Source organism: Priestia sp. D51 (assembly GCF_053345675.1).
This window is the reverse complement of record NZ_JBLTIR010000003.1, coordinates 530,131-554,613: the sequence shown is the minus strand read 5'-3', so window position 1 is coordinate 554,613 and position 24,483 is coordinate 530,131. Positions and strand designations below refer to the sequence as shown.

At 35.2% G+C, this 24,483-nt stretch carries 21 protein-coding genes; all 21 read right to left on the bottom strand.

All coding sequences use genetic code 11. The features are described 5' to 3' along the window. Positions 1–79 precede the first annotated feature (79 nt). The 21 genes from ACNHOZ_RS14660 to ACNHOZ_RS14560 all read right to left on the bottom strand — a co-directional run bounded on the left by ACNHOZ_RS14660 (position 80) and on the right by ACNHOZ_RS14560 (position 24,476). Positions 80–1,084, bottom strand: coding sequence for a glycosyltransferase family 4 protein (locus ACNHOZ_RS14660; protein WP_430051265.1), 1,005 nt, complete (start codon positions 1,082–1,084; stop codon positions 80–82). Positions 1,085–1,094: 10 nt separating this feature from the next. Next, entirely contained in the window at positions 1,095–4,601 is a 3,507-nt protein-coding gene (locus ACNHOZ_RS14655) for a CgeB family protein (RefSeq protein ID WP_310876380.1), read from the bottom strand. Beyond that, positions 4,598–4,858: a hypothetical protein gene (locus ACNHOZ_RS14650; protein ID WP_050691311.1), complete on the bottom strand. Its 261-nt coding sequence runs from the start codon at positions 4,856–4,858 to the stop codon at positions 4,598–4,600. Before ACNHOZ_RS14650 ends, ACNHOZ_RS14655 begins: the two co-directional genes overlap by 4 nt. Positions 4,859–4,882: 24 nt before the next feature. After that, positions 4,883–6,169, bottom strand: coding sequence for a glycosyltransferase (locus ACNHOZ_RS14645; RefSeq protein WP_447697246.1), 1,287 nt, complete (start codon positions 6,167–6,169; stop codon positions 4,883–4,885). Beyond that, entirely contained in the window at positions 6,163–7,416 is a 1,254-nt protein-coding gene (locus tag ACNHOZ_RS14640) for a glycosyltransferase family 4 protein (protein ID WP_447697222.1), read from the bottom strand. The genes ACNHOZ_RS14645 and ACNHOZ_RS14640 overlap by 7 nt, the downstream gene beginning before the upstream one ends. A 58-nt stretch (positions 7,417–7,474) precedes the next feature. Then, a complete protein-coding gene (gene galU, locus ACNHOZ_RS14635) occupies positions 7,475–8,356 on the bottom strand; it encodes a UTP--glucose-1-phosphate uridylyltransferase GalU (RefSeq protein WP_045293121.1) in 882 nt (293 codons plus the stop codon). A gap of 24 nt (positions 8,357–8,380) precedes the next feature. Further along, positions 8,381–9,505, bottom strand: a complete 1,125-nt coding sequence (gene wecB / locus ACNHOZ_RS14630) for a non-hydrolyzing UDP-N-acetylglucosamine 2-epimerase (RefSeq protein WP_115653272.1) — start codon at positions 9,503–9,505, stop codon at positions 8,381–8,383. A 65-nt stretch (positions 9,506–9,570) separates the two neighbouring features. Continuing rightward, on the bottom strand, positions 9,571–9,723 hold the full coding sequence (locus ACNHOZ_RS14625) for a hypothetical protein (protein ID WP_176521256.1): 153 nt from the start codon (positions 9,721–9,723) through the stop codon (positions 9,571–9,573). Between the two features lie 20 nt (positions 9,724–9,743). Then, on the bottom strand, positions 9,744–10,511 hold the full coding sequence (locus tag ACNHOZ_RS14620) for a tyrosine-protein phosphatase (RefSeq protein ID WP_447697221.1): 768 nt from the start codon (positions 10,509–10,511) through the stop codon (positions 9,744–9,746). Positions 10,512–10,850: 339 nt separating this feature from the next. Next, positions 10,851–11,558, bottom strand: coding sequence for a DUF6270 domain-containing protein (locus ACNHOZ_RS14615; RefSeq protein ID WP_447697245.1), 708 nt, complete (start codon positions 11,556–11,558; stop codon positions 10,851–10,853). A 31-nt stretch (positions 11,559–11,589) separates the two neighbouring features. Next, the gene (locus tag ACNHOZ_RS14610; protein WP_447697220.1) at positions 11,590–13,197 is read right to left on the bottom strand and encodes a glycosyltransferase family 4 protein; all 1,608 of its coding nucleotides are present in this window, start codon (positions 13,195–13,197) and stop codon (positions 11,590–11,592) included. Positions 13,198–13,212: 15 nt separating this feature from the next. Further along, positions 13,213–15,873 carry a CgeB family protein gene (locus ACNHOZ_RS14605; RefSeq protein ID WP_447697219.1) on the bottom strand — a complete coding sequence of 887 codons (2,661 nt, stop codon included), beginning with the start codon at positions 15,871–15,873 and terminating at the stop codon, positions 13,213–13,215. Positions 15,874–15,922: 49 nt separating this feature from the next. After that, the gene (locus tag ACNHOZ_RS14600; RefSeq protein WP_447697218.1) at positions 15,923–16,759 is read right to left on the bottom strand and encodes a hypothetical protein; all 837 of its coding nucleotides are present in this window, start codon (positions 16,757–16,759) and stop codon (positions 15,923–15,925) included. A 225-nt stretch (positions 16,760–16,984) separates the two neighbouring features. Continuing rightward, positions 16,985–17,695 (bottom strand): CpsD/CapB family tyrosine-protein kinase, encoded by a 711-nt coding sequence (locus ACNHOZ_RS14595; protein WP_447697217.1) that lies wholly within the window; start codon positions 17,693–17,695, stop codon positions 16,985–16,987. Continuing rightward, on the bottom strand, positions 17,685–18,437 hold the full coding sequence (locus ACNHOZ_RS14590; protein WP_447697216.1) for a YveK family protein: 753 nt from the start codon (positions 18,435–18,437) through the stop codon (positions 17,685–17,687). Before ACNHOZ_RS14590 ends, ACNHOZ_RS14595 begins: the two co-directional genes overlap by 11 nt. 155 nt (positions 18,438–18,592) lie before the next feature. After that, on the bottom strand, positions 18,593–19,438 hold the full coding sequence (gene rfbD, locus ACNHOZ_RS14585; RefSeq protein ID WP_447697215.1) for a dTDP-4-dehydrorhamnose reductase: 846 nt from the start codon (positions 19,436–19,438) through the stop codon (positions 18,593–18,595). Next, the gene (rfbB, locus tag ACNHOZ_RS14580; protein ID WP_447697214.1) at positions 19,438–20,448 is read right to left on the bottom strand and encodes a dTDP-glucose 4,6-dehydratase; all 1,011 of its coding nucleotides are present in this window, start codon (positions 20,446–20,448) and stop codon (positions 19,438–19,440) included. Before rfbB ends, rfbD begins: the two co-directional genes overlap by 1 nt. A 7-nt stretch (positions 20,449–20,455) precedes the next feature. Then, entirely contained in the window at positions 20,456–21,010 is a 555-nt protein-coding gene (gene rfbC / locus ACNHOZ_RS14575) for a dTDP-4-dehydrorhamnose 3,5-epimerase (protein WP_447697213.1), read from the bottom strand. Further along, entirely contained in the window at positions 21,007–21,909 is a 903-nt protein-coding gene (gene rfbA, locus ACNHOZ_RS14570) for a glucose-1-phosphate thymidylyltransferase RfbA (RefSeq protein WP_328170517.1), read from the bottom strand. Before rfbA ends, rfbC begins: the two co-directional genes overlap by 4 nt. Before the next feature lie 16 nt (positions 21,910–21,925). Beyond that, positions 21,926–23,083 (bottom strand): beta 1-4 rhamnosyltransferase Cps2T, encoded by a 1,158-nt coding sequence (gene cps2T, locus ACNHOZ_RS14565; RefSeq protein ID WP_328170518.1) that lies wholly within the window; start codon positions 23,081–23,083, stop codon positions 21,926–21,928. A 1-nt stretch (position 23,084) separates the two neighbouring features. Then, entirely contained in the window at positions 23,085–24,476 is a 1,392-nt protein-coding gene (locus ACNHOZ_RS14560) for a glycosyltransferase (RefSeq protein ID WP_447697212.1), read from the bottom strand. Positions 24,477–24,483 lie beyond the last annotated feature (7 nt).

Genomic DNA, 24,483 nt, shown 5'->3' with positions numbered 1-24,483 from the left:
TACTACTAAAATATAAATTTATAAATACAAACATACATACCACGTCATGCATTAAACAGCAGTATCTATATGTATATAACTACTTAACAACGGTTGCACTTAATTCATCTATCAGTTGACTCCACTGGTTGGTGATTTGTTCTACCCCAAAATTTGCTCTTACATAATCTTTGGCGTTAGAAAAGTCGTTTGGTAATGCAGAAGAATTTAGCAACGTAATACGTTCTACAGCTTCTTCTACATCTGCAAATAAATATTCCTTAGGGTAAATAGTGTCGCTGCCATCCCATTTCAAGATGATTGGATATGAACCGGAAGCCATACCCTCACTTGGAGAAAGATGAAAACTCTCAAAATCACTCGTAGATAGTACAAAACCTACTTTCGATAACCATTCAGAAATATCTCCAAACCCTTCAAAGACAACAGAATTCTTCCAAGGAGCATTTTCGATACGAGCAAATATGCCTTCGTAGTATTCTCTTTCTTCTTCTTTGTTCCATAACCAAGAATACTCCTGAGGCATTTTCCCCTTCACATATAGTTTATATCTATTATCTTCAAGCCATAGTTTCTCAAACATATCTACAGCTAGATCTAGTCTTTTTCGCTGCGGACATATTCCAATAATACCAAGGTGGAATCTAGCATCATTCACTTTAGGCTTATCTAATCTGTTGGCATCAACAATATTATAAATCATTGTCATTTTCTCGCGCGGAAACTTGAAGATGCGATAAAATTCTTCATATACATAAGGAGAAATGGCAATAATCCTATCGATTTTTTCCATATTAAACTGCAATGGATAGACTGTATCTCTTTCTTGAAGGTGCATCCGAACGATTAGACGTTGATGAGGCTTCTTGTGGTTTGAGTACCATACAGCATTTCCTAAACCCCATTCGCAAACAATAACGTCTGCCCATTCCAAACATAATTTGCTTTGTGCTTCATCGTGAGCATTGTGTCCGGTCCACTCATCCGTTTTAATTTCATATTCTGCTCTATTTGAGAGATCATTCATAATAATACCCGCAAATTTTAAATCATGCCCTGCAAATAACACTTTTGTTTTTCTCATTATTAAAACCTCATAACTCTACTTGTTTTAGAATAGAATCTAGTTTTTTATCAGTATGGTTTTTAATTTTTAAGTAGTTAAATTTATCATTACTAAAAAATTGCTTTCCATATCTCGCATAAGATGCTAAGCGTTGATTCTGTTCGAACATTTCAATTACTTTTTCAAGTGAAACATTACTGTATACAGTTGTTTTGGCAACGGTACGCTCTGGAGACAAATCTGTTACGTATTCGTACTCTCTACCTTCATTTTGCTCTTTCACTTGCTCTTGATCTAACGTGTAGTAAGTAGCTTTTCCAATAAAATCGCTATCAGTAAACGTTGTACTTAACATTAAATCCAATAAGTAATTGGATCCATAGTAGCTTTCCTTATCAAAGTATGTCACATAAGGACTAGAAATCCAATCACGAATATTTAAGTAATTATGCATATAACTGCGCACAAACGTATGAATAGTAGCCGTATTGTATTTGTTATAAAGATTTAAATATCCATCAAACGTGTCAACTAATATATATAATTGCTTATTTTCGTAGGTTTGACGATCAAATTGCTCAACAATTTCTTCATACTCTTTCAAACTGTTAGCACATGCCACAACCGTAACAGCTGGTGAAGTAGCAACGAAATTCAAGCCAACCTTTTCAATAATGTACTTCAACCGGTGTGTATACGTGTGCTTTGTCAATACATCTCGAATACCCGTTAGAGCCTTTTGTTCATAATACCTTTCATCTTCTAGCAGCTTTTTGAATTCTTCATACAAACTTTCAGGATTCTCGGACATGTATACCAAATCACCAAAAATTTCTTCAATACCTTGAGCATAGGTACTAATAACCGGTGTACCACAAGCTAAGCCTTCGTATACTCGACGTGAAAACATTGTAGGAGATTCTTTTACCGTGTTTACGTTAATCATTACTTGATAGCCTTTATAAGCTTTATCGATTTCATAATATTTTAAATTTCCTTTGATAAACGGTTGAAAACGATCAGGGAATTGATGATTAGGCATTAATCCTTTTAGGTTTTGTACATAATTTCGGTCGTAAATATCTAAACCTACTTTTGCAGCCGCATCCAATAAACGGTCCATATCAATACATCTTTCTTCATGACGACGATAATAAGAACCTGCAAAACAAGCTTTGTTCTCTCGCTTATCGACTATTTTTGTCGGGTTGTGAATAGCAGGCTGTGCAGCAAAAGGCAATGAAAATGCATTTTGATGTCCTGCATGCTCTTGATAGAACGGAACCATATTCTCATCTGTCGTGAAGATATAATCAAAGCGTTTAGCCGTTTCAATAAAACGATTAAAGTGAACAGGATCTTCTTTATTCCAAAATACTGTAGGAACATTATGTTCTTTACACCATTGCAACATAGAGAAAAGGGGCTTCATGTTTTCTTCGCCGTAATAGCCAACTTGCTTATCCCAAACACCACCGTTACCTCGCCATGCGGATTCTACCATTAATAAATCTGGCTGTTCCTTTGTCATGACCTCAAGCCAATTATCCGGCGTCATCTTAATCAATGTACATTCGTGCTCATAAGATGCAGTAGTAAATTCATCGAAAATAACGGCCATTTTCATTTCTCTAATTGATTTAGAAGGCAATGTTTTGAAAGCATCTACTTCTGCTTTATCCATATAATTAATTGGAAATTGCGCCTCAATTGTTTTCATCTCATTCACATCAAACGTATCTACTAAAAAATCACCTTTTCCTGAGATACGTAAAGCAACTCTAAATTGTTTTACATCAGGATGGGGTTGAATTCTTGTCAGTGAGTTAAATTTCAACTGTAAAACTTGAACTTTCTCATTATCAGAGTAGCCGATAAACATTGGAATAACCGTAACGCCTTCTTCTACTTTTCCTTTTACAAAAAATTCGTACTCAAAGCCATTCTGCATAGTCATTAAATGATGGGTAGGCAACATTTTGAAACTATTATTTGTTTCTTTGTAAGACATGTACACGTTTTTTCCATCTTCAATATCTGCATGTCCTTCTAGCGACTTTTCTTGTGCTGACAATTGTAAAGCTTTTTTTGAACCTATAAACCAATTAGAATCTTTTAAATCTAATTCAAGCTGGTTTGTAATTTCAATGGGCTCTTCATTGTAACAAAGCTTTAGTCCTTTAAAGAACCCTTGGCCTGTCACTCGAACTAAGAATTCCACATACTCCGTGTCTTTTTGAAAACGAAGTGGAGATTGGTTATTAAGTGCTAGTTGATGGAACTCTACTTTCTTTCCATTCTTATAGCCAACAGCTAATACTGAAACTTCTACATCTCCATCGGTTTGTCCGACAGGAATTATCGTATAGTTATAATCTTTTTTAGGCGTTAAGCGGTATGTGCTATTTTCATTTGCGCCAAGGCAATGTAAATGAATAAATTCATTTCCTTGGAGCTTTGATTCAAATACTCGGTTCCAAGGAGAATAAACAACTTGATTATTTGACTCTTCCCATCCAACCAATGTTTTTTGATTTAATAACAACTTATAAGAAGTATCACTTAACGGATATTGTGCATTCCATTTAATATCCTTATTCCACCAATATGACACATTATTTATAATAAGATTATGGATAGAAAATTCACCTTGTCCAGCGGCTCTAATAGCCAGGCGCATCGAATCAGCCTTTTCGGGAACAACTATTAGTTTTTGAGTAGCTAATTTAAGTTCAGTGGTTTCAACTTTTTGTCCATTTCTATAGAAAATAAATGCCAATCTAAGGTCAACTGCTGAATCTTTTTCTCCATTAAATACTACTGAAAGCTTGTCTACATTCAAAGGAATAGCCAGTTTAGATTCTGTTGAAAATGAGGCATTCCCTTCTCGGTGAGTAAGATAAGCAAACTGCTTTTCTGGAAAATTTATATGGAATGTTTTTTCCCAAGGATTGTAATAGAGCTTATTTGATTTAGGAATATACCATTGGTTTTGCTCTAGTACAATATAATTTCCTGCTGTTGAAAGTTCATTTTGATTCCAATAATTTTCTTCTCCAATTGAAAGCTGTTCAATTTTAAAGCTTCCGCTTCCTTTTACTCGAATCGCTAATCGTATTTGTTGAACTTCTTCAGAAAAAGTCAGCGTTTGTTCACCATTCATTTCAACTCTGTGCGTACTGAGCTTACCGTCCTCGCCATACTCAATAATAAATAACTCAATTACAGCACCGTTACTACTCCCCTTAAAGACAATCGTTTCTGTAGGAGAGGCTGGCTTAATTATTTCTTCTTCAGGCCCTTTTTGAAAATCTAAATTTTGTTCTCGATAAGTTAGATAGGTATATTCAGTAGAATTTAAAGCAGACGTAAAAGTTCTTGACTCCGTATCAAATGAAACAGACGCTTCACTTTTTCTAAACCAACCGCTATTAAATTCAACTTCTACAAATTCTATGTTTTGAACACGCGGAGCGGTTACCCATTTTCTCTTTTGATTAATCAATTTCATCCGTTCTTGAACATCGATTATCATTTAGCATTCCCCTTTGATACGTTTTTATTGCTCAGTTTTCTTCTCAGTTTCCAATACTTTAACGTTACTTTTCCCAAAAAAGATCGAGTAATTGCAGCATAACGTTTCTCTAACATTACGTAACGCTTTTGCAGATCGTTATATTCTTTGAGCTCTTTTTCTCTCATATTTAATTGCACGATTAGCTCTTTTTTGACCAAAGCCAGTTCTTTTTCTAACACATCTGCAGGTACATGATTTTTTAATTCTACGGCCATGCCTTTAAATAACTCCTTTCTACTTTATATTGCTTGATAGACTTTCAGAAATTGAAGCTGTTCATTTTCCCAATTATATTTAAATTTAGCTGTTTTACAGTTGTTACTCATGGTTGCACGCAGCACAGGATCTCTTAACAATTGATTGACAGCACTAGCAATCTCTTCGTAATCATGCGAGTCTACACACAATCCTATGTGCTCGCCTTCTACTACTTTTTTAATCTCCGGGAAATCACATGCTACCACAGGCACATCGCTCATGATATATTCAAATAATTTATTTGAAGAAGCTGAGTAATGATTGAAACAAACATTATTTAATACTTGAAAACCTAAGTACGCATTTTTTGTATACTTAGGTAAATCTTGTAGCGGTACCTTCGGAATGAATTTCACTTTATCTTCTAACTTCATTTCCGCTACCATACGCTCTAGCTCTGGCTTAATACGTCCATCTCCAATAAAGACTAGTGTCCCCTCTTTAAATAACGGCGCTGCTTGAACTAGCTTTTCAAGGCCTCTTCCCGTTTGAATACCACCTTGATACAACAGAATCTTTTCATTTTCAGGAAGCCCTAAACGTTCATGTAAGTCAATTGTTCCTTGATGACGCTTTTTGGGTTGAAATGGATAGTTGTAGACGACGTTTGGATAAAAACCATATAAATCTTCATTGTATTTGGCACGTGTATGATTTTCTACAATCATGGAGTCAATCTTATTGATAAAGAAAGATTCCATTTTTGCATATACGCCGCTGTCATAACCCGTTCGACTCGTTTGTACCTCATGAGAATCATACACAAGATACTTGCGCTTCAGCCGAAGCTTTGAACAGATGAATCCTTGAGGAAGCGTATTTAAATCATTCGAATGATAAATATCATAATTCTTCTTCCTGCCTTTTAAAATCATCCTTAAGATAATACTTCCTCTTACCCAGACCACTTGCAGCTTCGTTTTTAATAATAGAGCAGCTACAATTGTAACAGGAAGGACTACGTAAGGAGCTACGTACGCTGCTCCTAACCACAGCAAAAAAGCGATCAGAGCGAGCACTTTATATTTTAGAAGTGCACGATACGCTTTTTTCATAAATAGTAGAGAAGACGGATAGCGCTTCACGCGATGAACATGAAAATGTTCATTTACTTCTTCATATTGTTTTAAATCTGAATTCTTCGTATCATGAATACAGATCAAATCAACAGAGTAGCCATTTTTAGATAGCGCAGTGCACTCACGTAGTACACGCGCATCATTTGTAAAATGATTCCATACAAACATACAGACATTTTTTCTCATAATACTTCAACCTTATCAACTGATTCTGACTGTTCTACTTGCAGAGGTTCAGAACCTTTATTCTCAATCAACTGTAATAACACTTGTATATTTTTCTCCCAATAGAAATGCTTTTTTACATAATTCAAGCTGTTGCGAGACATTTCACTGCGCTTAGAAGGATGCTGATACAAATGTAAAATATGTCTTAGCATTTCATCTGCTGTATTCGTATCCGACACAATTCCAGCTTCGTGTGACAAAATAATCTCTTTTGCATAACCAGAAACAGATGCAACAATTGGAATTCCACATGTCATATAATCAATAATCTTACCAGGCAATACCGTTTCAAACACTTGCTTTCCGTTTAATGTAACAAGACCAATATGGTGCTCTGAAATAATATGTAAACATTTTTGACGAGTTGTAGGCTTAATAAATTGAACATTCGTTAACTTATTCTCTTTCGCAAACCGAACAAATTCTTTCTTTTTAAACCCATACCCCATAACCGTCAATTCAATATTATACTCATGCAATTCTTTTGCAAGATCCATTAGAACCGTTACATCTTGCGCTAACCCAATATTACCTGCATACATGACTTTAAACGTATCGCTTCCAGACTCAACCATAGAAATTTCAGTCTCATTAGCAGCATTGGGCATAAAATGAATTTTGCTTGATGGAATTGAATATTTCTTTGTCATAAAGTGGATAAATCCTTGGCTATTGACAATAATGTGATTGGCTTTGACATAAAGTACTTTCTCAAGCCAGCTGAAAACAGAAATGACAATTGGATAATTGAATACGCCTACGCCTTTTAATGACTCCGGCCATAGATCCCGAATGTCCAATATAAGAGGTCTCCGGTAACGATACTTTGCAAGCAATCCAACTACTGCAATAAAAATAGGTGGCGATGTAACAAAAATCACATCGTACTTTTTTCTGTCAGTTAAAATGAAGAACATCATTTTAAAAGCAATCTCTAAATAATACATTAAGCGATTGATAATACTTCTAGAATACTTGCGATTTTTCACACCGATGCGCGTTACATCATTTTCTTCATCAATTGAATGATCATCCCAAAACTGTTCATCATCATATATCTTTTTATTTGGATATGTAGGCTCAGTCGTCAGTACATTTACGTCATAATTTTCATCTTTTAAGAGTTTGTATATATTTTTTATACGATTTCCTGCACTACCGATTTCAGGATAAAAATGTTGAGAAATCACAAGTACCCTTTTTGTCAAAACAACTTCACTCCAATACAATTTCACTAGCTCACCAAGTGAACTAGTGAAATATCAATTAAGCTTTTACGTTTTCTCTCTGTAACAGCTCATCCATAAATGTAAGTAAATCTTCACGTAAATCTTCATGCTGAAGAGCAAATTCTAGCGACGTTTGAATAAATCCTAGCTTTTCACCCACGTCGTAGCGCTTGCCTTCAAAGTCGTAAGCAAATACACGCTGAATCTCGTTAAGCTTTTGAATCGCATCCGTTAATTGGATTTCTCCACCTGCGCCAACTTCCTGCTGTTCTAAAAACTTGAAGATTTCAGGTGTGAAGATATAGCGTCCCATAATAGCTAGATTAGAAGGCGCTGTTCCTAATGCTGGCTTTTCAACAAATGTATCCACTTGATAACGGCGGCCATTGCTTGAAATAGGATCTACAATTCCGTAACGATTCGTTTCGTTTTCTGGAACCGTCTGCACACCAATCACAGAAGATAACGTTTCGTCATACTGATTCATTAACTGACGCAAGCAAGGCGTTTCTGCTTGAACAATGTCGTCTCCTAACAGTACAGCAAACGGCTCATCTCCAATAAATTTGCGCGCACACCAAACCGCATGCCCTAATCCTTTTGGCTCTTTTTGACGGATATAGTGAATTTCTACATTTGCTGATTGACGCACTTTTTCTAGAAGTTCGAACTTTTCCTTTTCTACAAGGTTTTGTTCTAATTCGGGTGCGTTATCGAAATGATCTTCAATCGCACGCTTTCCTTTACCCGTTACAATAATAATGTCTTCAATACCAGACTCAATTGCTTCTTCGATAATGTATTGAATGGTCGGTTTATCTACAATTGGCAGCATTTCTTTTGGCATTGCTTTTGTTGCCGGTAAGAAACGTGTACCTAATCCAGCAGCTGGAATAATTGCTTTTTTCACTTTTGACATGATTAAACTTCCCCCATCTACTAATTACTTATTTTGAGCGCTGAAATATTCGCTAATTGCATCAGCAATACGTTTTGAAGCAAATCCGTCACCGTACGGATTCGACGCTTTAGACATACGTGCATATTCTTCTTCATTTGTTAGAAGCTCTTTAGCAAGTGAATAAATCGTTTCTTCTTCTACACCTGCAAGCTTTAACGTTCCAGCTTCAATGCCTTCAGGACGTTCGGTTGTATCACGAAGTACTAATACCGGCACACCTAATGAAGGAGCTTCTTCTTGCACGCCGCCTGAATCCGTTAAAATGATATGAGCACGCGAAGCGAAATTATGGAAATCTACTACTTCTAGAGGTTCAATTAATTGAATGCGAGGATCATTTCCTAACACTTCATCTGCCAATTCACGAACAACAGGATTTAAATGTACAGGGTAGACTACTTGTACGTCATCATGTTCCTCTACAATTCGCTTAATCGCACGGAACATATTGCGCATTGGTTCACCAAGATTTTCACGGCGGTGAGCAGTTAACAGAATTAAACGGTCATTTCCTACACGATCTAATACCGGATGAGAATATTCTTCTAATACAGTTGTTTTTAGTGCATCGATTGCCGTGTTTCCTGTAATAAATAACGTTTCTTCTTTTTTGTTTTCCTGCAATAAGTTATGCGCAGATTTGGTAGTAGGAGCAAAATGAAGGTCCGCTAATACACCTGTTAACTGGCGGTTCATTTCTTCCGGGTACGGAGAATATTTATTCCATGTACGAAGACCCGCTTCTACATGGCCTACTTTGATTTGATTATAAAAAGCCGCAAGACCTGCGATGAAGGTTGTTGTTGTATCGCCGTGAACAAGTACGATGTCAGGCTGAACTTCTTTCATGACTTGATCTAGTCCTTGAAGTCCGCGTGTTGTGACATCCATAAGCGTTTGACGGTCTTTCATAATGTTCAAGTCGTGATCCGGTGTAATATCAAACACACGCAGCACTTGGTCTAGCATTTCACGATGCTGAGCTGTTACTGTTACGATAGATTCAAATTCTTCTGAACGTTTGTTTAATTCTAATACAAGAGGAGCCATTTTAATAGCCTCTGGACGTGTTCCAAAAATCGTCATTACTTTAATACGGTTTTTCATAGAGTCACCTGATTTCATGTAAGTATGTATGTATAAGAAATACTAGCTTCTAGTTTACTAGAAGCTTAGTTATTTCGTTTATAAAATTCCTGCTCTTTTTTGTCAATCGCTTCCATCAAATACCTTTTTAAAACAAGAAGCTGATCATAAGAAGCGTCTTGTCTAATGTACCGGACGGTCTTTTTTACTGTTTTAGGTAATGTATCAAAAGTTTTCATTTCTCTCACCTATCTGACTTCTAAAAAATCCCTAAAATTTTTTTCCTCTTTACTCTTTCTGGAGGCTCTTTAAAACAAATTTGCCCTTTTATGACGTACTCAGCATTTTCTAAAAAAGCGTAAATTATTTCTCTTCCATTTTCTTTTTCAATGCTCTCTAAAGCTTCCTGCATATGAAAAGAACGTCCATCAAGATTATGTGCATCTGATGAAACAAAATGAACAAGATGAGCGTCTATTAACTGATGAGAAAATTTCTTTATTTTTTTTCCAAATCGTCCCGTTACACTAGAAGCCGTTACTTGAGCCAATGCACCTTTACTGATTAAATTATAAAGAAGCTCTGGCTCTTCTATCAATCGGCTGTTTCGCTCAGGATGAACAATGATGGGAACAATTCCTTTGGACTGAATATCAAATAAAAGTCGCTCGGTGTAATAAGGGACTTGGCTAGAAGGAAATTCTATAAATATATATTTGCCAGTATCATTTAAAGTTAATATTTTGGAATCTTGATAATCTTCCAAAATTTCGCCATAAATTCTATTTTCCTGACCTGGTAATACGGTTAAAGGGACATCTTCTCTAACGAGTAATTCATTTAGGTCCTTCACTTTTTTCACAATAAGGTCTTTCTCATTTACATATCGGCCGTTTTGATGATGGGGTGTGGCCACAATTTGGGTGATTCCTTCCGAAACAGCTTTTCTAGCCATAGCTACGCTCATTTCATCACTTCGAGAACCATCATCAATATTAGCTAAAATATGACAATGTAAGTCAATCATTAACTTTCACCCTATCCTTCTTAAGACCTAATAAAAGCAATACTTATGTTAGCATATTATGACATGTATTTCTATGTCTTTTTTTGTCGAATTTCCCTCTCCAGAGTCTATTGTCATTTTTTTAGAATATTATAAACAAATCTATCTATTTCAATCTACCCACTTTTCAAGGCTTAAAAAGCACTTTTTAAGCCTCGTTAGACTACATTTTAACAACAAGGTTAAAAGTGACTCTTTTATTCAACGTTTTAATTTACCATAAAATACTTATGTCTTTTTACATATTTTCACCTGAGAAACTATATCTTTTCTCCTTATTATGAATAAATCTGATAGTACTTATTGACATATCTTATTCAACTGCTCAATGAATGCTTGATAATATTTTTCCTCGTAATGAAACGGAGAAAGCCCCCACTTGTTAGATTCATCAGCATGATACTGATCATTTAAATCGATTACTTGAATGCCTGGAAAATTCTCTTGGAAAAATTTATAGTAACCATCTATTTTGTCGTTGTTCCGCTTGATCCAGTAATGTTCTTTAAACGTTTGCTCTTCTCCATCTTTGTCAATGTAAGAATATCGCCAGAGAGCTTTGTGCAGGATGATTTGTTCCGGATTAAACCTGCTTTTTAAATCTTCAATCAGCTGCAAAGCACTTTTTTTCCACAGTTCGTTGATTTCTTCTTTAGTTAATTCACTTTCCTCATATTGGATCTGTTCGTTTACATTCGAATGAACAAATTCATTAGAGCGCGTTACATAACTGCCGTTTCTCTCAAGCACTTCCATTCGCTCATCAATAAAATCAATGAGAAGATAATCAGCTTCATTTTCTTTTATATAACGCGGAAAATATTTGATAAGATCATAATAGACCATTTTTTTTTGAAAGTTTGAAGCTAACTGAATGTCTGCTCTTTTAATCTTTACTTTAGTTGAATAGAGACTAATGAGAGAAGAACGGGCAAAATACATTTCTAACGAATACTGACTGTTTTCTGTGAACTCTAGAGCATCTCTAGTCACACAGCTCCCTAAAATAACAATTTTCTTCGTAATAATCCCCTCTTTATCAATACATGATTTCAGCTAATTCTTGATCAATGATTTTATCAATACTGCACTGTTCTCTCATGCGCTGAGCTGCGTTTGCTGACTTTCTCGTAAACTCTTTTGGGTGATGATAAAGATAATCAATGCTCTCAGCAAGTCCTTCACCATCTTCTCGTGCTGCTAGAAATCCACAATCGTCATTCACAAACTCAGGAATGGCAGTGACACCGTTCGTTATCGGAATTAATCCACTTGACATCGATTCACACATAGAAACACCTTGCGCATCCAACCGAGTTGGACATAGAAATAAACCATGTTCTTTATGAATAGTTGCTATTTCTCCTTGAGGAAGAAAGTGGTTATGGATATGGACATTGCTAAAAGAACGAACAGGTGCTAAGATTTCGTCAAACAATGCTCCTTGACCGTAAATATTAAACTCTAGCTCATTAAAATAAGGTTTTGTAGATAAGCTTAAAATAGCCTTCACTGAAAGGTCGTTTGCATATTTATGAGATGCAAATGGTCGAATGCTTAGTATTTTTTTACGCTGCTCGGGATCTTTTTTCACATAGTTAAATAGCTGATCATCCACTACGTTATGAATAATAGAATAGTTTTTAACAAATGCGTTTGTATCACTTTCCGCAACTGCTTCTTTAAACCATTTTGAAACAAAGATGAATTTAATATTTAATTCCGTACTCTCATAGATAGATTTCATAAAATCTGTTCGTTTTTTATTCTCTTTAATAGAAGCAAGTGCTTTTTCCAGACTGCTTGAATCATTGGTAAAGTTAAACCATCTTCTATACCATTTCTCTGTTTCCACTCCATGAATCCAAACAAGAATCGGCGTCTGTTTTACATGGCTGGCTTCAATTGCTTCCATCATATCCTCATTCACAAAATGAATTAAAATTTTCTTATACTTTTTTTTATTTAATACCTTAGTTAACTCTTTTTGACCACCTGTTAAGACAGAAATATTTTCGAAATGATAATAGCCTAATGCTTTTTCTTTTATGTTTAATCTGAATACATCCACGTTCAAATTGTGCTGTTCATATAATTCCGCTCTTCTATGAACAAACATATTTCGATAGAGGTTGTTTTTTTCAGGATAAACGTTCGTTAAAACGAGATATTCTGCTTCTTGATTACTACGATAAATAGCTTGCTCCACTTCCACTAGCTCTTCAGAGAAAGCAGACAGGCTGATTTCTCTAATTTTTGCTTGTCCGCTCCCGCTTACGCGTAATTTTACTTTTGCTTTTTCCGTACCTTCAGGGAACGTAATCGTTTTACTAATATCCAACCCAATTTGCTCAGTTAGTACACTTTTTCCATTGACTAGACCTGATACAATAAGCTGAACATCCAAGCTATCTGACGTATCTCCTTGAATAGTAGCGATATACGTATTGTCAGCACGAACGTCCACTTCTACATCTTCACCATAAGAAATAAACGTATAACTAGCCTCTTCTTTTATTTTTTGCACATTAATAATCAGCTCTTGCTCTATACGTTTTGAATCAAACGTATAGCTAGTTTGTTTGCCGTACACCCACTGATCTTCAAATTTCAAAACCTCGATAGGTGTTAAAGAAAATGTCTTCATTATATAACTCCCGTCTTAAATATTCACCAAGTCATGTAATTGCTTTTTAGCCTGTTTAGGAACTTTTTTGAGATTTCGAACAAAGTTATAGCTATCTATAGAAAAAAGTCGGTATCCTTTTGCAAATAGAAAATCAACTGAACCTTTCAAACGGAAAAGCTCTACTAATTCATTCATACTTACTTCACGTAAAACCTCTGATTTTAGCATACAAGAATCAATATTTAACTCACTTGTGTAGACATGTCTCTTATCTGCGTATGATAATGTAAACTGCTGATTTTCAAACGTGTAATAGCTTCCTTTCCCGATAGCTTCACTCGTTGTGTATTTTGTAGCTAATGCTAAATCCACTAGATAATGTTCTCCATAAAAGTTAGAGGAATCAAAATAAGCAACATAGCCTGTCTTGTCTTGAAGCGATAACTGCTTAAATTCATCTTCTGTTACACATACAGCATTCATTTTCTCCAAATCTGCTTTCAGCTGTTCGTAAGGGAAAGACTTTGTTTGAATAAACGTTAGCTTTTTGTAATCATATGACTGCTGAGTAAACATATCTAAAACGCGTCTCATCTCACTGCTATTTTCTACTAAGCTATATACATGAATCATGACAGACGTCGCTTCTAAGTCAAAGCCGGCTTGATTGAACACATACTCTAAGCGATTCTCATAGGTATGGTGCTGCAGTACGTTTCGTAAACCTTGATGCGCTCGGCGTCTGTAATAAGCCTCATCATGTAACAGCTTGTCAAATTCTTTTTCAAACTCTTGCTCCGTCGTTCCCATAAACACAATATCTTTAAAAATATTTTCAATTCCCGTTGAATAGGTACTTACAACTGGTGTATTTGAGGCTAAGCATTCAAATACACGTCGTGAAAACATTGTTGGTGAATCTACAACACTATTTACGTTCAAAGCAACTTTATAGCCTTTATACGCTTTGTCAATTTCAGACGGCTTTAAGCTGTTTGTTGTATACTGTCGCAAGTGCTCCGGAAAATAAAATTCAATTAAATTCTTTCCGTAATTTCGGTCATAGATTGTTAAATTATAATGTGCAGCCGATTCTAACAGCATATTCATATCTCGTTGACGCTCGAGATATTTAACAGCGTAATAAGAACCTGCAAAGCTAATTCCATTTTCACGTTTATATAACTCCACCGGATTATGGATAGAAGGCTGAGCCGCGAATGGAAGAGCAGCTACGTTCTTATGGTTAGCTCTCTTTTGATAATTCTCCACTGAATTTTGATCCGTTGTAAAAATATAATCAAAATGCTTTGCGATATCGACAAATGCATTAAAATGAACAGGGTCTTCTTTATTCCAGAAAATTGTTGGAATTTCGTTTTCTTTACACCAATTAATGAGTTCAAAAAGATCTAAATTACTTTTACCGTTCCCTTTGGCTACTTTCCTCGTCCATCTTCCTCCGTTGCCGTGCCATGCAGATTCCACAAAAAGAGCGTGAGGTCGATTAATCGTAAACTGTGCTTTCCAATCATCTGGTCCAAACGTAATCAAGTCACATTCCGGCTTCAAGCACTGCATCGTGAAATCATCACAAATCACAGCTAATTTCACATCTTTTAATTTTTTAGGGGTATCAAATCCTAGCTGACGAAGATGTGTATGAGACAAGAAGTTATTTTCTCGCTTTCTCTTAATCTCAATTTCTTCAACCTGTGCAAAACCTTTGCCAAAAAATTTAACCGCAAGACGACAAGACACAACCGAAGAATCAAGCTGAATCGACTTTGTTTCATTTAAGTTTAATACTTCGACCTGCTCTTTTGTTCCTTTTTCTGAATAGAAAATAAGGAAGAAGTGAACACCTGCTGTATCTTGTTTATTTCCTTTTACCGTTGCTTCATATCGATATTCAGAATTAACTTCTATTGGAAACTTCATTGACTTTTGGCTGAAGTTAATATTTTGTTCCCTGTACGAAATATACTGATACTCATCTTCTTCAAAATCGAAATCCGCATGAATACCGTTAGAAGAAAACGTAACTTTTGCTGTATTTTTTGCTTTAGGAACAAACCACTTTTCATTAAACATTTCATTAGAATTAATAACATGCTGCCACTTGTATTCTTCTAAGTTAATCGATTCTTTTTTCGGCTGTACAGAAGGTGAAACCGTCTCTAAAATTGTATTTAATTCAACAAATTGAACTTGTTGAATCACAGAACTTCCTTTTCCGATAAAACGAATGGCTATCCGAAATGAATCGGCATCTTTTTCGGTTTCAATCGTTTGGCTGCGATTCAAATGAACCGACTGGATATTCACTTTCTTTTGATTTTTGTACGAAATCACAAATAAATCGATTTTCACATGCTCATCTGTGAGCCCGTTAAAATTAACAAGGTATTTTTGATCAGGCTCTAATTGACAGTCATACATTGGACCCGTACTAAAGTTTGTATTCTCTTCTAAATACGCAATATAAAAAGAATCTCTCTTACTCATCGTATGATCTACATACAGTGAGTTTGCTTCATTCGCCACTGTTACGTTTTCCGTATGTATGCTCCAATTTTCTTTATTCAAACTAAGGATATCTTTTGGATAGCTTTGTTTGGCTTTTAACAAGAAGTCCAAACTTTTCATTTCTACTCTATACTGGTTATATAAAGGCAAAAAACGATTACTCATGTGTTCCTCCACTCATACTGATTAAATAGACTTTGCTATTCATTCGTTTTTACTTATTTTTCATTTTCCAATATGAAACCGTAATTTTTCCCAACGTCGAGTTTTCTAAACTATATACGCGCTGCTCTAATTTTTCTTTTTGATCTTGAAGCTCGGCTACTTGATTATTTATTTGCTGCTTTTCTTGCATCATTTCGTTGATTTGTGCGTTAGCATTCGTTAACTGCTTTCTTAACTCCTCTAACTCACTTTCCATATTCTTATTAGCAGCTTCTAACGTAAGAACTTCTGTCTTCAAACGATCTTTTTCTTTTATCATCACTTTCATTTCTTCATTTTGCTGCTGAATCTCTTTTACTAGTGATTCATTTTGCTTCAAAGCTTCTTGCTTCGCTTGCTTTAACGACGTTACTTCCTTCATCACGTTCTGTTTCTCTTCATTAACTGAAGCAAGCGTATGATTTAGTTGCTGTTTTTCTTCACTAACTGCTACTAACTTATGGTTCATTTGCTGCTTTTCTTTTTGTAATTGAACTGCTCGCTGCTGTTCTTTTTTCTCATTTTCTTTTAACACCGCGATCAGTTTATCCGTTTCTTTTTTCATCGCATGCACATGCTTTAAGTCAGCTGCTGCTTTTTCATATTTCTGTTTGTACAGAGAATCATGATTCAAGTGCATCAATAATCCTTTGTTTTTTTCAGAGAATAAGTCTTCTTGATTTTTCATATCGTTCAAAATAAATTCAAGGATTTCTGTGAATTCTTGCTCTAATGCTTCTTTTTCGTTAATTAATTTTTGAATAATAAGATCTTTTTCTTCATCCCTATGTAAATAAGCTGCTGAATGGTCAGCTTCTTTTGCTTTATTCATTGTCTTGGTGGACATGTTGAATAACTCCTCCTCTATTAGCCAGTAAACATCATAGAAAATAATAGTTTTTCTTCTAATTATCTACAAATATACTACGTAAATTCTATCATGAAACGTGAAGGCTATAAATATATTTTACTAATAAACCTTTTGTTCGTGGTTCAAAACACCTATAACACATAAAAATAAACGCAAAAAAAGCGCCTCTCTAGTTCGAACTAGAGAGGCGCTGGTTACTAACTAGTTTTGACCGTAGTAGTAATAATAATTACCATCTTCTACTTTGCGGTTATTTAACACAACCCCAAGCAGCTTGCCTTTTGCATTACTTAGCAACTCTTTCGATTTTAACGCAGCGTCTTTCTCTGTTTTACCGCTGCTGACTACTAAAATCGTACCGTCTACTTGATTCGCTAAAATCTGCGCATCAGCTACAGCTAAAATCGGAGGCGTATCAAAAATGATCATATCAAACTGCTTCTTCATTTCTTTTAACAACTCGGCCATCTGAGCAGATGCTAACAGTTCAGATGGATTCGGCGGAATCGGACCGCTTGTTAGAACAGAAAGGTGAGGAATTTCTGACTCTTGGACCGCTTGCGCTAGCGTAGACTGACGAGTTAATACATTCGTCAGGCCAATGTGATTTTCTAACCGAAACGTGTAATGACCCGTTGGTTTACGTAAATCAGCGTCAATGAGTAATACCTTTAAACCTTGCTGTGCGTAAACCGTTGCTAGATTAGAAGAAGTAGTAGACTTTCCTTCTTCTGCTCCGCTTGATGTTAAGACAATTGTTTTTATATCTTGATCAACGTTTGAAAATTGAATATTCGTACGAATCGTACGGTACTGTTCCGCTACCGGATCTTTTGGACTGTTATGAGCAAGCAAACGTCTTTTTAACGTTAGCATTTTATCATTTTTTTGAGCTTTGTTTTTACGAGCCATACGTTTCACCTCTTTGCGGTACGCGAGCAGCTACATCTGGTCGCGATACGTTTGATGGCTTAGGCACATCTTTAATATTCGTCACGACTCCAATCACAGGAAGTCCTAGAATATTTTCAATATCTTGCTCTGTTTTTAACGTATTGTCTAAGTATTCAAGTAAGAATGACAACCCGATACCTACCATTAAACCAACTACGATTGCAATCGCAATGTTTAAAAGCGGCTGAGGTTTAATCGGACTAGCACTTTCACCCACCGTTGCTTTTGACAGCACTTTAACATTGTCTACATTCATAAGTTTAGGCACTTGCTTTTGGAAAACAGAAGCCGTTGTATTTGCAATTTGAGCCGCACGTTTTGCACTTGTATCTTGTACGACAATCTGTGCTACCTGAGAGTTCTGTGCGCTTGTCACTTGAATTTGACCGCTTAAAGATTGAGCGGACTCATCCATTTTTAACTCTTTGACCACTTTATCTAAGATAGCCGGACTTGTAATAATGTCATTATACGTATTAATAAGCTGCACGTTTGTTTGGACAGCTTGATTACTATATAACTGCTGATCATTTTTCGCTTGATTGACTAAAATTTGTGTTTTTGATTCATACACAGGCGTTAGCATAAAAAAGCTAATCACTCCACTTACGGTTGCAGCGATAATTGTAATCAGTACAATAAGCCAAAGACGCTTACGAAGCACTGCAAACAACTCTCGCAAACTAATTGTCTCTTCCATAGTTGACCTCCGAACTTAGTAACTTCTAAAAATTCAATATACTGTTCATTATAGTTGACAAAAGATTCTTTTACTATATTCTTTTGTAAATTAAATGAAAGCTTTACATTTCCTAGTCTTATATCGGAATTAATGCAGAAGTTTTAATAAAAAAGTTAATTATTTTTCAAAAAGCTGCTTAATGCTTCTCTCCAATGTCTAATTGAAGTAAAGTTGTTTAACTTTATAGACATGTGTTCAAAGACAGAATTAGCTGGTCTAGCGGCTGGGCGTGGAAAATCAGCCGTTGTACATGGGTTTACTTGTACTTCCATATCAGATACCTTAAAAATTTCTTTTGCGAATTCGTACCAAGAACAACTTCCACTATTAGAGATGTGATACACACCGTATTTCTGAGTATCTACTAACTCTAAAATAGCATGAGCTAAATCTAATGTGTAAGTTGGACATCCTATTTGATCAGCCACTACGGAAAGTTCTTTTCTTTCTTGTCCTAATTTCAACATAGTTTTAACAAAGTTAGCTCCATACTTGCCGTATACCCAAGAAGTTCGAACAATAAAAAAGTTAGAGTGTAAATCACGGACAAATTGTTCACCTGCTAACTTAGATTTTCCATATACACCTAAAGGAGAAGTGGGAGAAAATTCATTATAAGGTTCATCAGTTGTACCATCAAATACATAATCTGTACTTACATATACAAGCTTTGCTCCTACTGCTTCTGCCGCTACAGCAACATTCCGTGTACCGTATGCATTAATAGAGAATGCTTGTTCAGGCTCTGACTCTGCTAAATCTACTTGTGTATGAGCAGCTGAATGAAGTACGATATTTGGTTTCAAGGTACTAATTACTTCTTGAACCTGTGCTTGGTTTGTAATATCCATCTTATCTCGACCGAATCCATATACTTCAAAACCTTTGGCAGTAAAAAGCTCAACTAACTCCTTACCAAGCTGTCCATTGGCTCCTGTAATTAAAACTTTTTGACTCATTATTTATCACCATATTGTTTGTTGTAGTAGTTTACATAGTCGCCTGATTTAATGTTTTTCCACCAGTCTTGATTATCCAAATACCATTGAATCGTTTCAACAATTCCTGTATCAAACGTGTATTTTGGCTTCCATCCAAGCTCCGTTGTTAATTTAGTAGGATCGATTGCATAACGACGATCGTGTCCAAGTCGGTCTTCTACAAATTTAATTAATTCTTGTGGAGCATTAAGTTTTTCTACAATTAAATGTACAATCTCATTATTTGTGCGTTCGTTGTGGCCGCCTACATTATAAATTTCTCCCGGCTCTCCTTTATGAATAACCAAATCAATAGCAGCGCAATGATCTTTTACATGTAACCAATCACGAACGTTTTTACCATCTCCATAGATAGGAAGTTCTTTTCCTTCTAGAGCATTCGTCACCATTAATGGAATCAATTTCTCTGGAAAATGGTAAGGACCATAGTTATTTGAACATCTTGTAATGTTAACATTCATACCGAATGTCTCGTAATACGCACTAACAAGCATATCGGCCCCTGCTTTACTTGCAGAGTAAGGACTGTTTGGAGCAAGAGGGGTTTCTTCTGTAAAATAGCCAGTTTCGCCTAGTGAACCATATACTTCATCGGTTGATACTTGTACATATTTCTTTAGGTTATTAGCTCTTGTTACATCTAAAAGTGCCTGTGTGCCTAACACATTACTCTTAATAAAAATATTTGGCTCTGTAATACTACGATCAACATGTGATTCTGCTGCAAAATTCACAATTACATCAATATTATGATATTTAACTAAGTGATCTACAAGTTCTCTATTGTTAATATCACCTTTTACAAACGTATAGTTTTCATGACTTTCAATATCTTTTAAGTTTTCAAGATTTCCTGCGTATGTAAGCAAATCATAGTTTACAATGCCATAACTAGGATAGGTTTCTACCATATGACGTACAAAGTTACTTCCAATAAAACCTGCTCCACCCGTTACTAAAATATTCATGCTTGAATCACTCCCAAGTAAAATTATTATCTGCTTTTGCTAAAGTTGGATGTTTTGTATCTTTGTCAGAGAGAACTGGATTATTAAACGGCCAATCAATATTTAAAGCCGGATCGTTCCAAGCAATACCTCTATCATGCTCTAGGGAATACAGCTCGTCTACTTTATATTGCACCTCAGTATTTTCTACAATCGTACAAAAACCGTGTGCAAAACCTTTTGGTACTAAAAGCTGACGTTTGTTATCTGCTGATAAGATAAAACCTTGCCATTCTCCATATGTAGGTGAACCCTTTCGGATATCTACAATAACATCATAAATTGCACCTCTTGTTACACGTACAAGTTTTGTTTGTGCTCTGTCATTCAGCTGATAATGCATACCTCGCAACGTGCCTGGTTGCTGAGATAATGAATGGTTATCTTGAATAAAATCCATATCAATTCCATTTTGTTGAAACATTTCTTTGTTATAGCTTTCTGTAAAGAAACCTCTATGATCACCAAAAACCTTTGGTTCAATCAAGATCGCATCTTCAAATTTTGTTTTTATAATATTCATGCTTTTCCACCCACCAATATTTTTTCTAATGCACTTTGATTCGCTAAACGTAGCATGTATCGGCCATATTCATTTTTCTTCAATGGCTCAGCTAATTGAACAAGTTGCTCTTTTGTAATATATCCTTTTCTAAATGCTATTTCCTCTAAGCATGCTACTTTTAAGCTTTGACGCTTCTCTACCGTTTCAATAAACGTAGACGCTTCTAATAATGATTCATGAGTACCTGTATCAAGCCATGCAAAACCACGCCCTAACAACTCTACTTGGAGCTTGCCACGACGTAAATATTCTTCATTAACTGAAGTAATTTCTAATTCCCCACGCTCTGATGGTTTAATAGATTTTGCAATTTCTACTACATCATTGTCATAGAAATAAAGACCTGTTACGGCATATGTCGACTTGGGCTGAACAGGCTTTTCTTCAATAGAAATGGCTTTACCCTTTTCATCAAATTCTACTACACCAAAACGTTCAGGGTCTTTAACATTATACCCAAACACTGTAGCGCCTTCAGAACGGTTTGCTGCCCGCTCTAATGTTTTCGTAAATCCGTGACCATAGAAAATATTATCTCCTAAAATAAGTGCCACTGATTCATTTCCAATAAATCCTTCACCAATGATAAATGCCTGTGCTAGCCCATCAGGCGATTCTTGTACTTCGTAGCTTAAATTAATACCTAAATCCTTCCCATCTCCAAGCAACTGTTCAAAACGAGGAGTATCTGTAGGGGTGGAGATAATTAATATATCTTTTATACCAGCTAACATCAATACAGATAGTGGATAATAAATCATCGGTTTGTCATAAATCGGAATTAATTGTTTCGAAATCGATCGTGTAATAGGATACAATCTAGTACCACTGCCACCTGCTAATATTATGCCTTTCATATTTCCAGCCCCTTTATTAATTCTTTAAGAATAACGTCTCATATTCATGAATAATTTTCTCCCATGAATATTCACTAAGAATACGCTGTTTAGCTTTCTTTGACATTAAGTTAATTGTATCGATGTTGTATAAATCTGCTGAATCTACTAAGTTTGCTAAATTACCTTTATCTTTATTAAAGTAGACTGCACCTTCAGCGCCTACTTCTTTGTTAAAGACAACATCTAGTAGTAAATTGAGTCTAGTAGATGCAAGTGCTTCAAGTAGAGAAGGATTTGTTCCTCCTACTTCATGGCCATGAAAATAGCCATATGCTTGTTCACGAATTTTTTGAAGCAATTCTTGATCATATACTGTTCCAACAAACTTGATACGTGAATCTTGGTTAAATTTTGTACGTTTTAAAAGTTCTTCATAAAAGCTATTTTGCTCTACATTTGAAATAATAACTAAGTCTTTTTTCGAGTTAGATGCCATAAACTCTCTAATCATTAGTTCATAATTGTTTTCAGGTACGAAGCGACCAACAATTAAATAGTACTCAAATGCTCCAACGCCGTGTTTTTGATACCATTCAGTTAATTTGCTAGAAGTACTGCTTAATGGTGCCTCCTCTACTGTCGCGCCATACGCAATAAAAGTGGTTTTTGGAGAATAGCGTTGATAATCTTTTTGTATGTAATCTTCTATTCCTCTAGAGTCGCATACTAATAAATCTGCATGTTTAACCATGAGACGTTCAGAAAGTTTCCAATACTGTCTAATATAATAATTCCATTTACTTCGCTTCCACTCATGTCCGTCAGGATTCACAAATACTCGGACGCCTATTTTTTCAAGAGCTCTTTTGTATTGAGCGAAGAAAGGACCGATTCGGCAAGCCAGTACATATACTATTGAATTAGCAAGTTTTTTTTCTTTTATATAGTTCAAACATTCTTTCAAGCTCAAAATATCATACAAAACAGCTTTAGCACTTCCAATATTGGGAACTTTCACATTAAAGCAGCGAACATTGTTATGATAAAATTCTTTGTTATCTTCAGCCATACAGGAAACATGATAAGCTATTTCTTCACTAACTTTCATTTTTGTTAAATATTCAACAAATGTTTCAAAGCCTCCATATTTAGCTGGAATCCCTTTAGAGCCAATAATAAATACATTTTTCATCTTATTTTTCTCCTACAATTTTTTCATATAGTACTTCTAATGATCGACTGTGGTCTTTCATAATAGAATTAAATGTTCCTGTGCAAATATTTTTATTCCAAACAGCCAGCTTATCTCGGTTATGGATAGCATATTTAATTCCTTTACCGATTTCTTCTTCGTTTGGTTCCACTACTAATCCAGTATTATAATTTTCCACAAGATCTTTAAAACCTACGTATGTTGTCACAATTGTAGGAACACCATTAGATAAAGCTTCCAAACCAATGAAACCAAATGTTTCTTTCCATAGGCTTGGCAAAATTAAAATATCTATTTTCTCAAAGATATTTGGAAGCTCTTTATGTTCATAACGTCCATGAAAAGAGATGTAATCTCGATCTTCATCTAATTGTACAACTCTATCATTACCGTATACATGCAGATGCCAATTCATTTCTTTTTCTTTTAAGAGGTTTTTTAAAGCCTTTCTTAATAAAGGAAAACCTTTATATTTTTCTATAGGTCCTAAAAACCCAATCTGTAATGGCTGATCGCTGTTATATTTTTTAATTTTTCTTTGGTCTTTAATATCTTTATGAGTAACTGAAATAATTTCATTTTCAACATCCAAATACTTTCCATACTCGATTTTTGTTACCTCACTATTAAAATGAACCATATCCATCATACCTAGCATGTTCATATAATAATTTCTAAGCTGTTGAAATTCTTCTGCAAGCGCCAAATCTTTTTCCACTTCAATGCGCTCATTATTAATAGACTGTTGCTCTTCCACGTCTTTGATATTACTTTTTTTCAAAGCTCTTAATTTCTTAATGGAAGAACTATTTTTAAAATTTTTATAAAGATGTGATTGCATAACGGTAATTAGTGACTTGCTGTAGCTATTGACATTACATGAAATACATTTTTGTCCACTTTCAAAGTCTTCACAAATTTCGCCTTTGACGTCTAATAAGTTTACTTTTGGACATATCCCATAGTAGTCGTGAGTACTAAATACTAATTTAATACCAATTGCTTTCGCACTTTCTATAAACTCTCTATGTATCCCCATCAAGGTATGCAAATGTATAATGTCAGGCTTTAAAGATAGCAGAAAATCATAATACAAAGAACTTACTTTTAGCTTTTCCATAAAATGCGCAGGTTCAAAAACCCCTCCTAACAATGGTACTGGGAGAGGGTTTAACAATTCATATACTTCAATTTTCAAATAAGGTTTATTTTTTTTAACTCTTTGTTTTTGAAAAGGGTTAATTTGACCAGGATATAATAGATATACTTGATGACCTTGTAGAGTTTGCATAGACATTAAATCTATTGAATACTTAGTTAACCCTCCACTTCGATACGGTGGTAACCCTAAGCTATAATGTAATATTCTCATCCTTTTT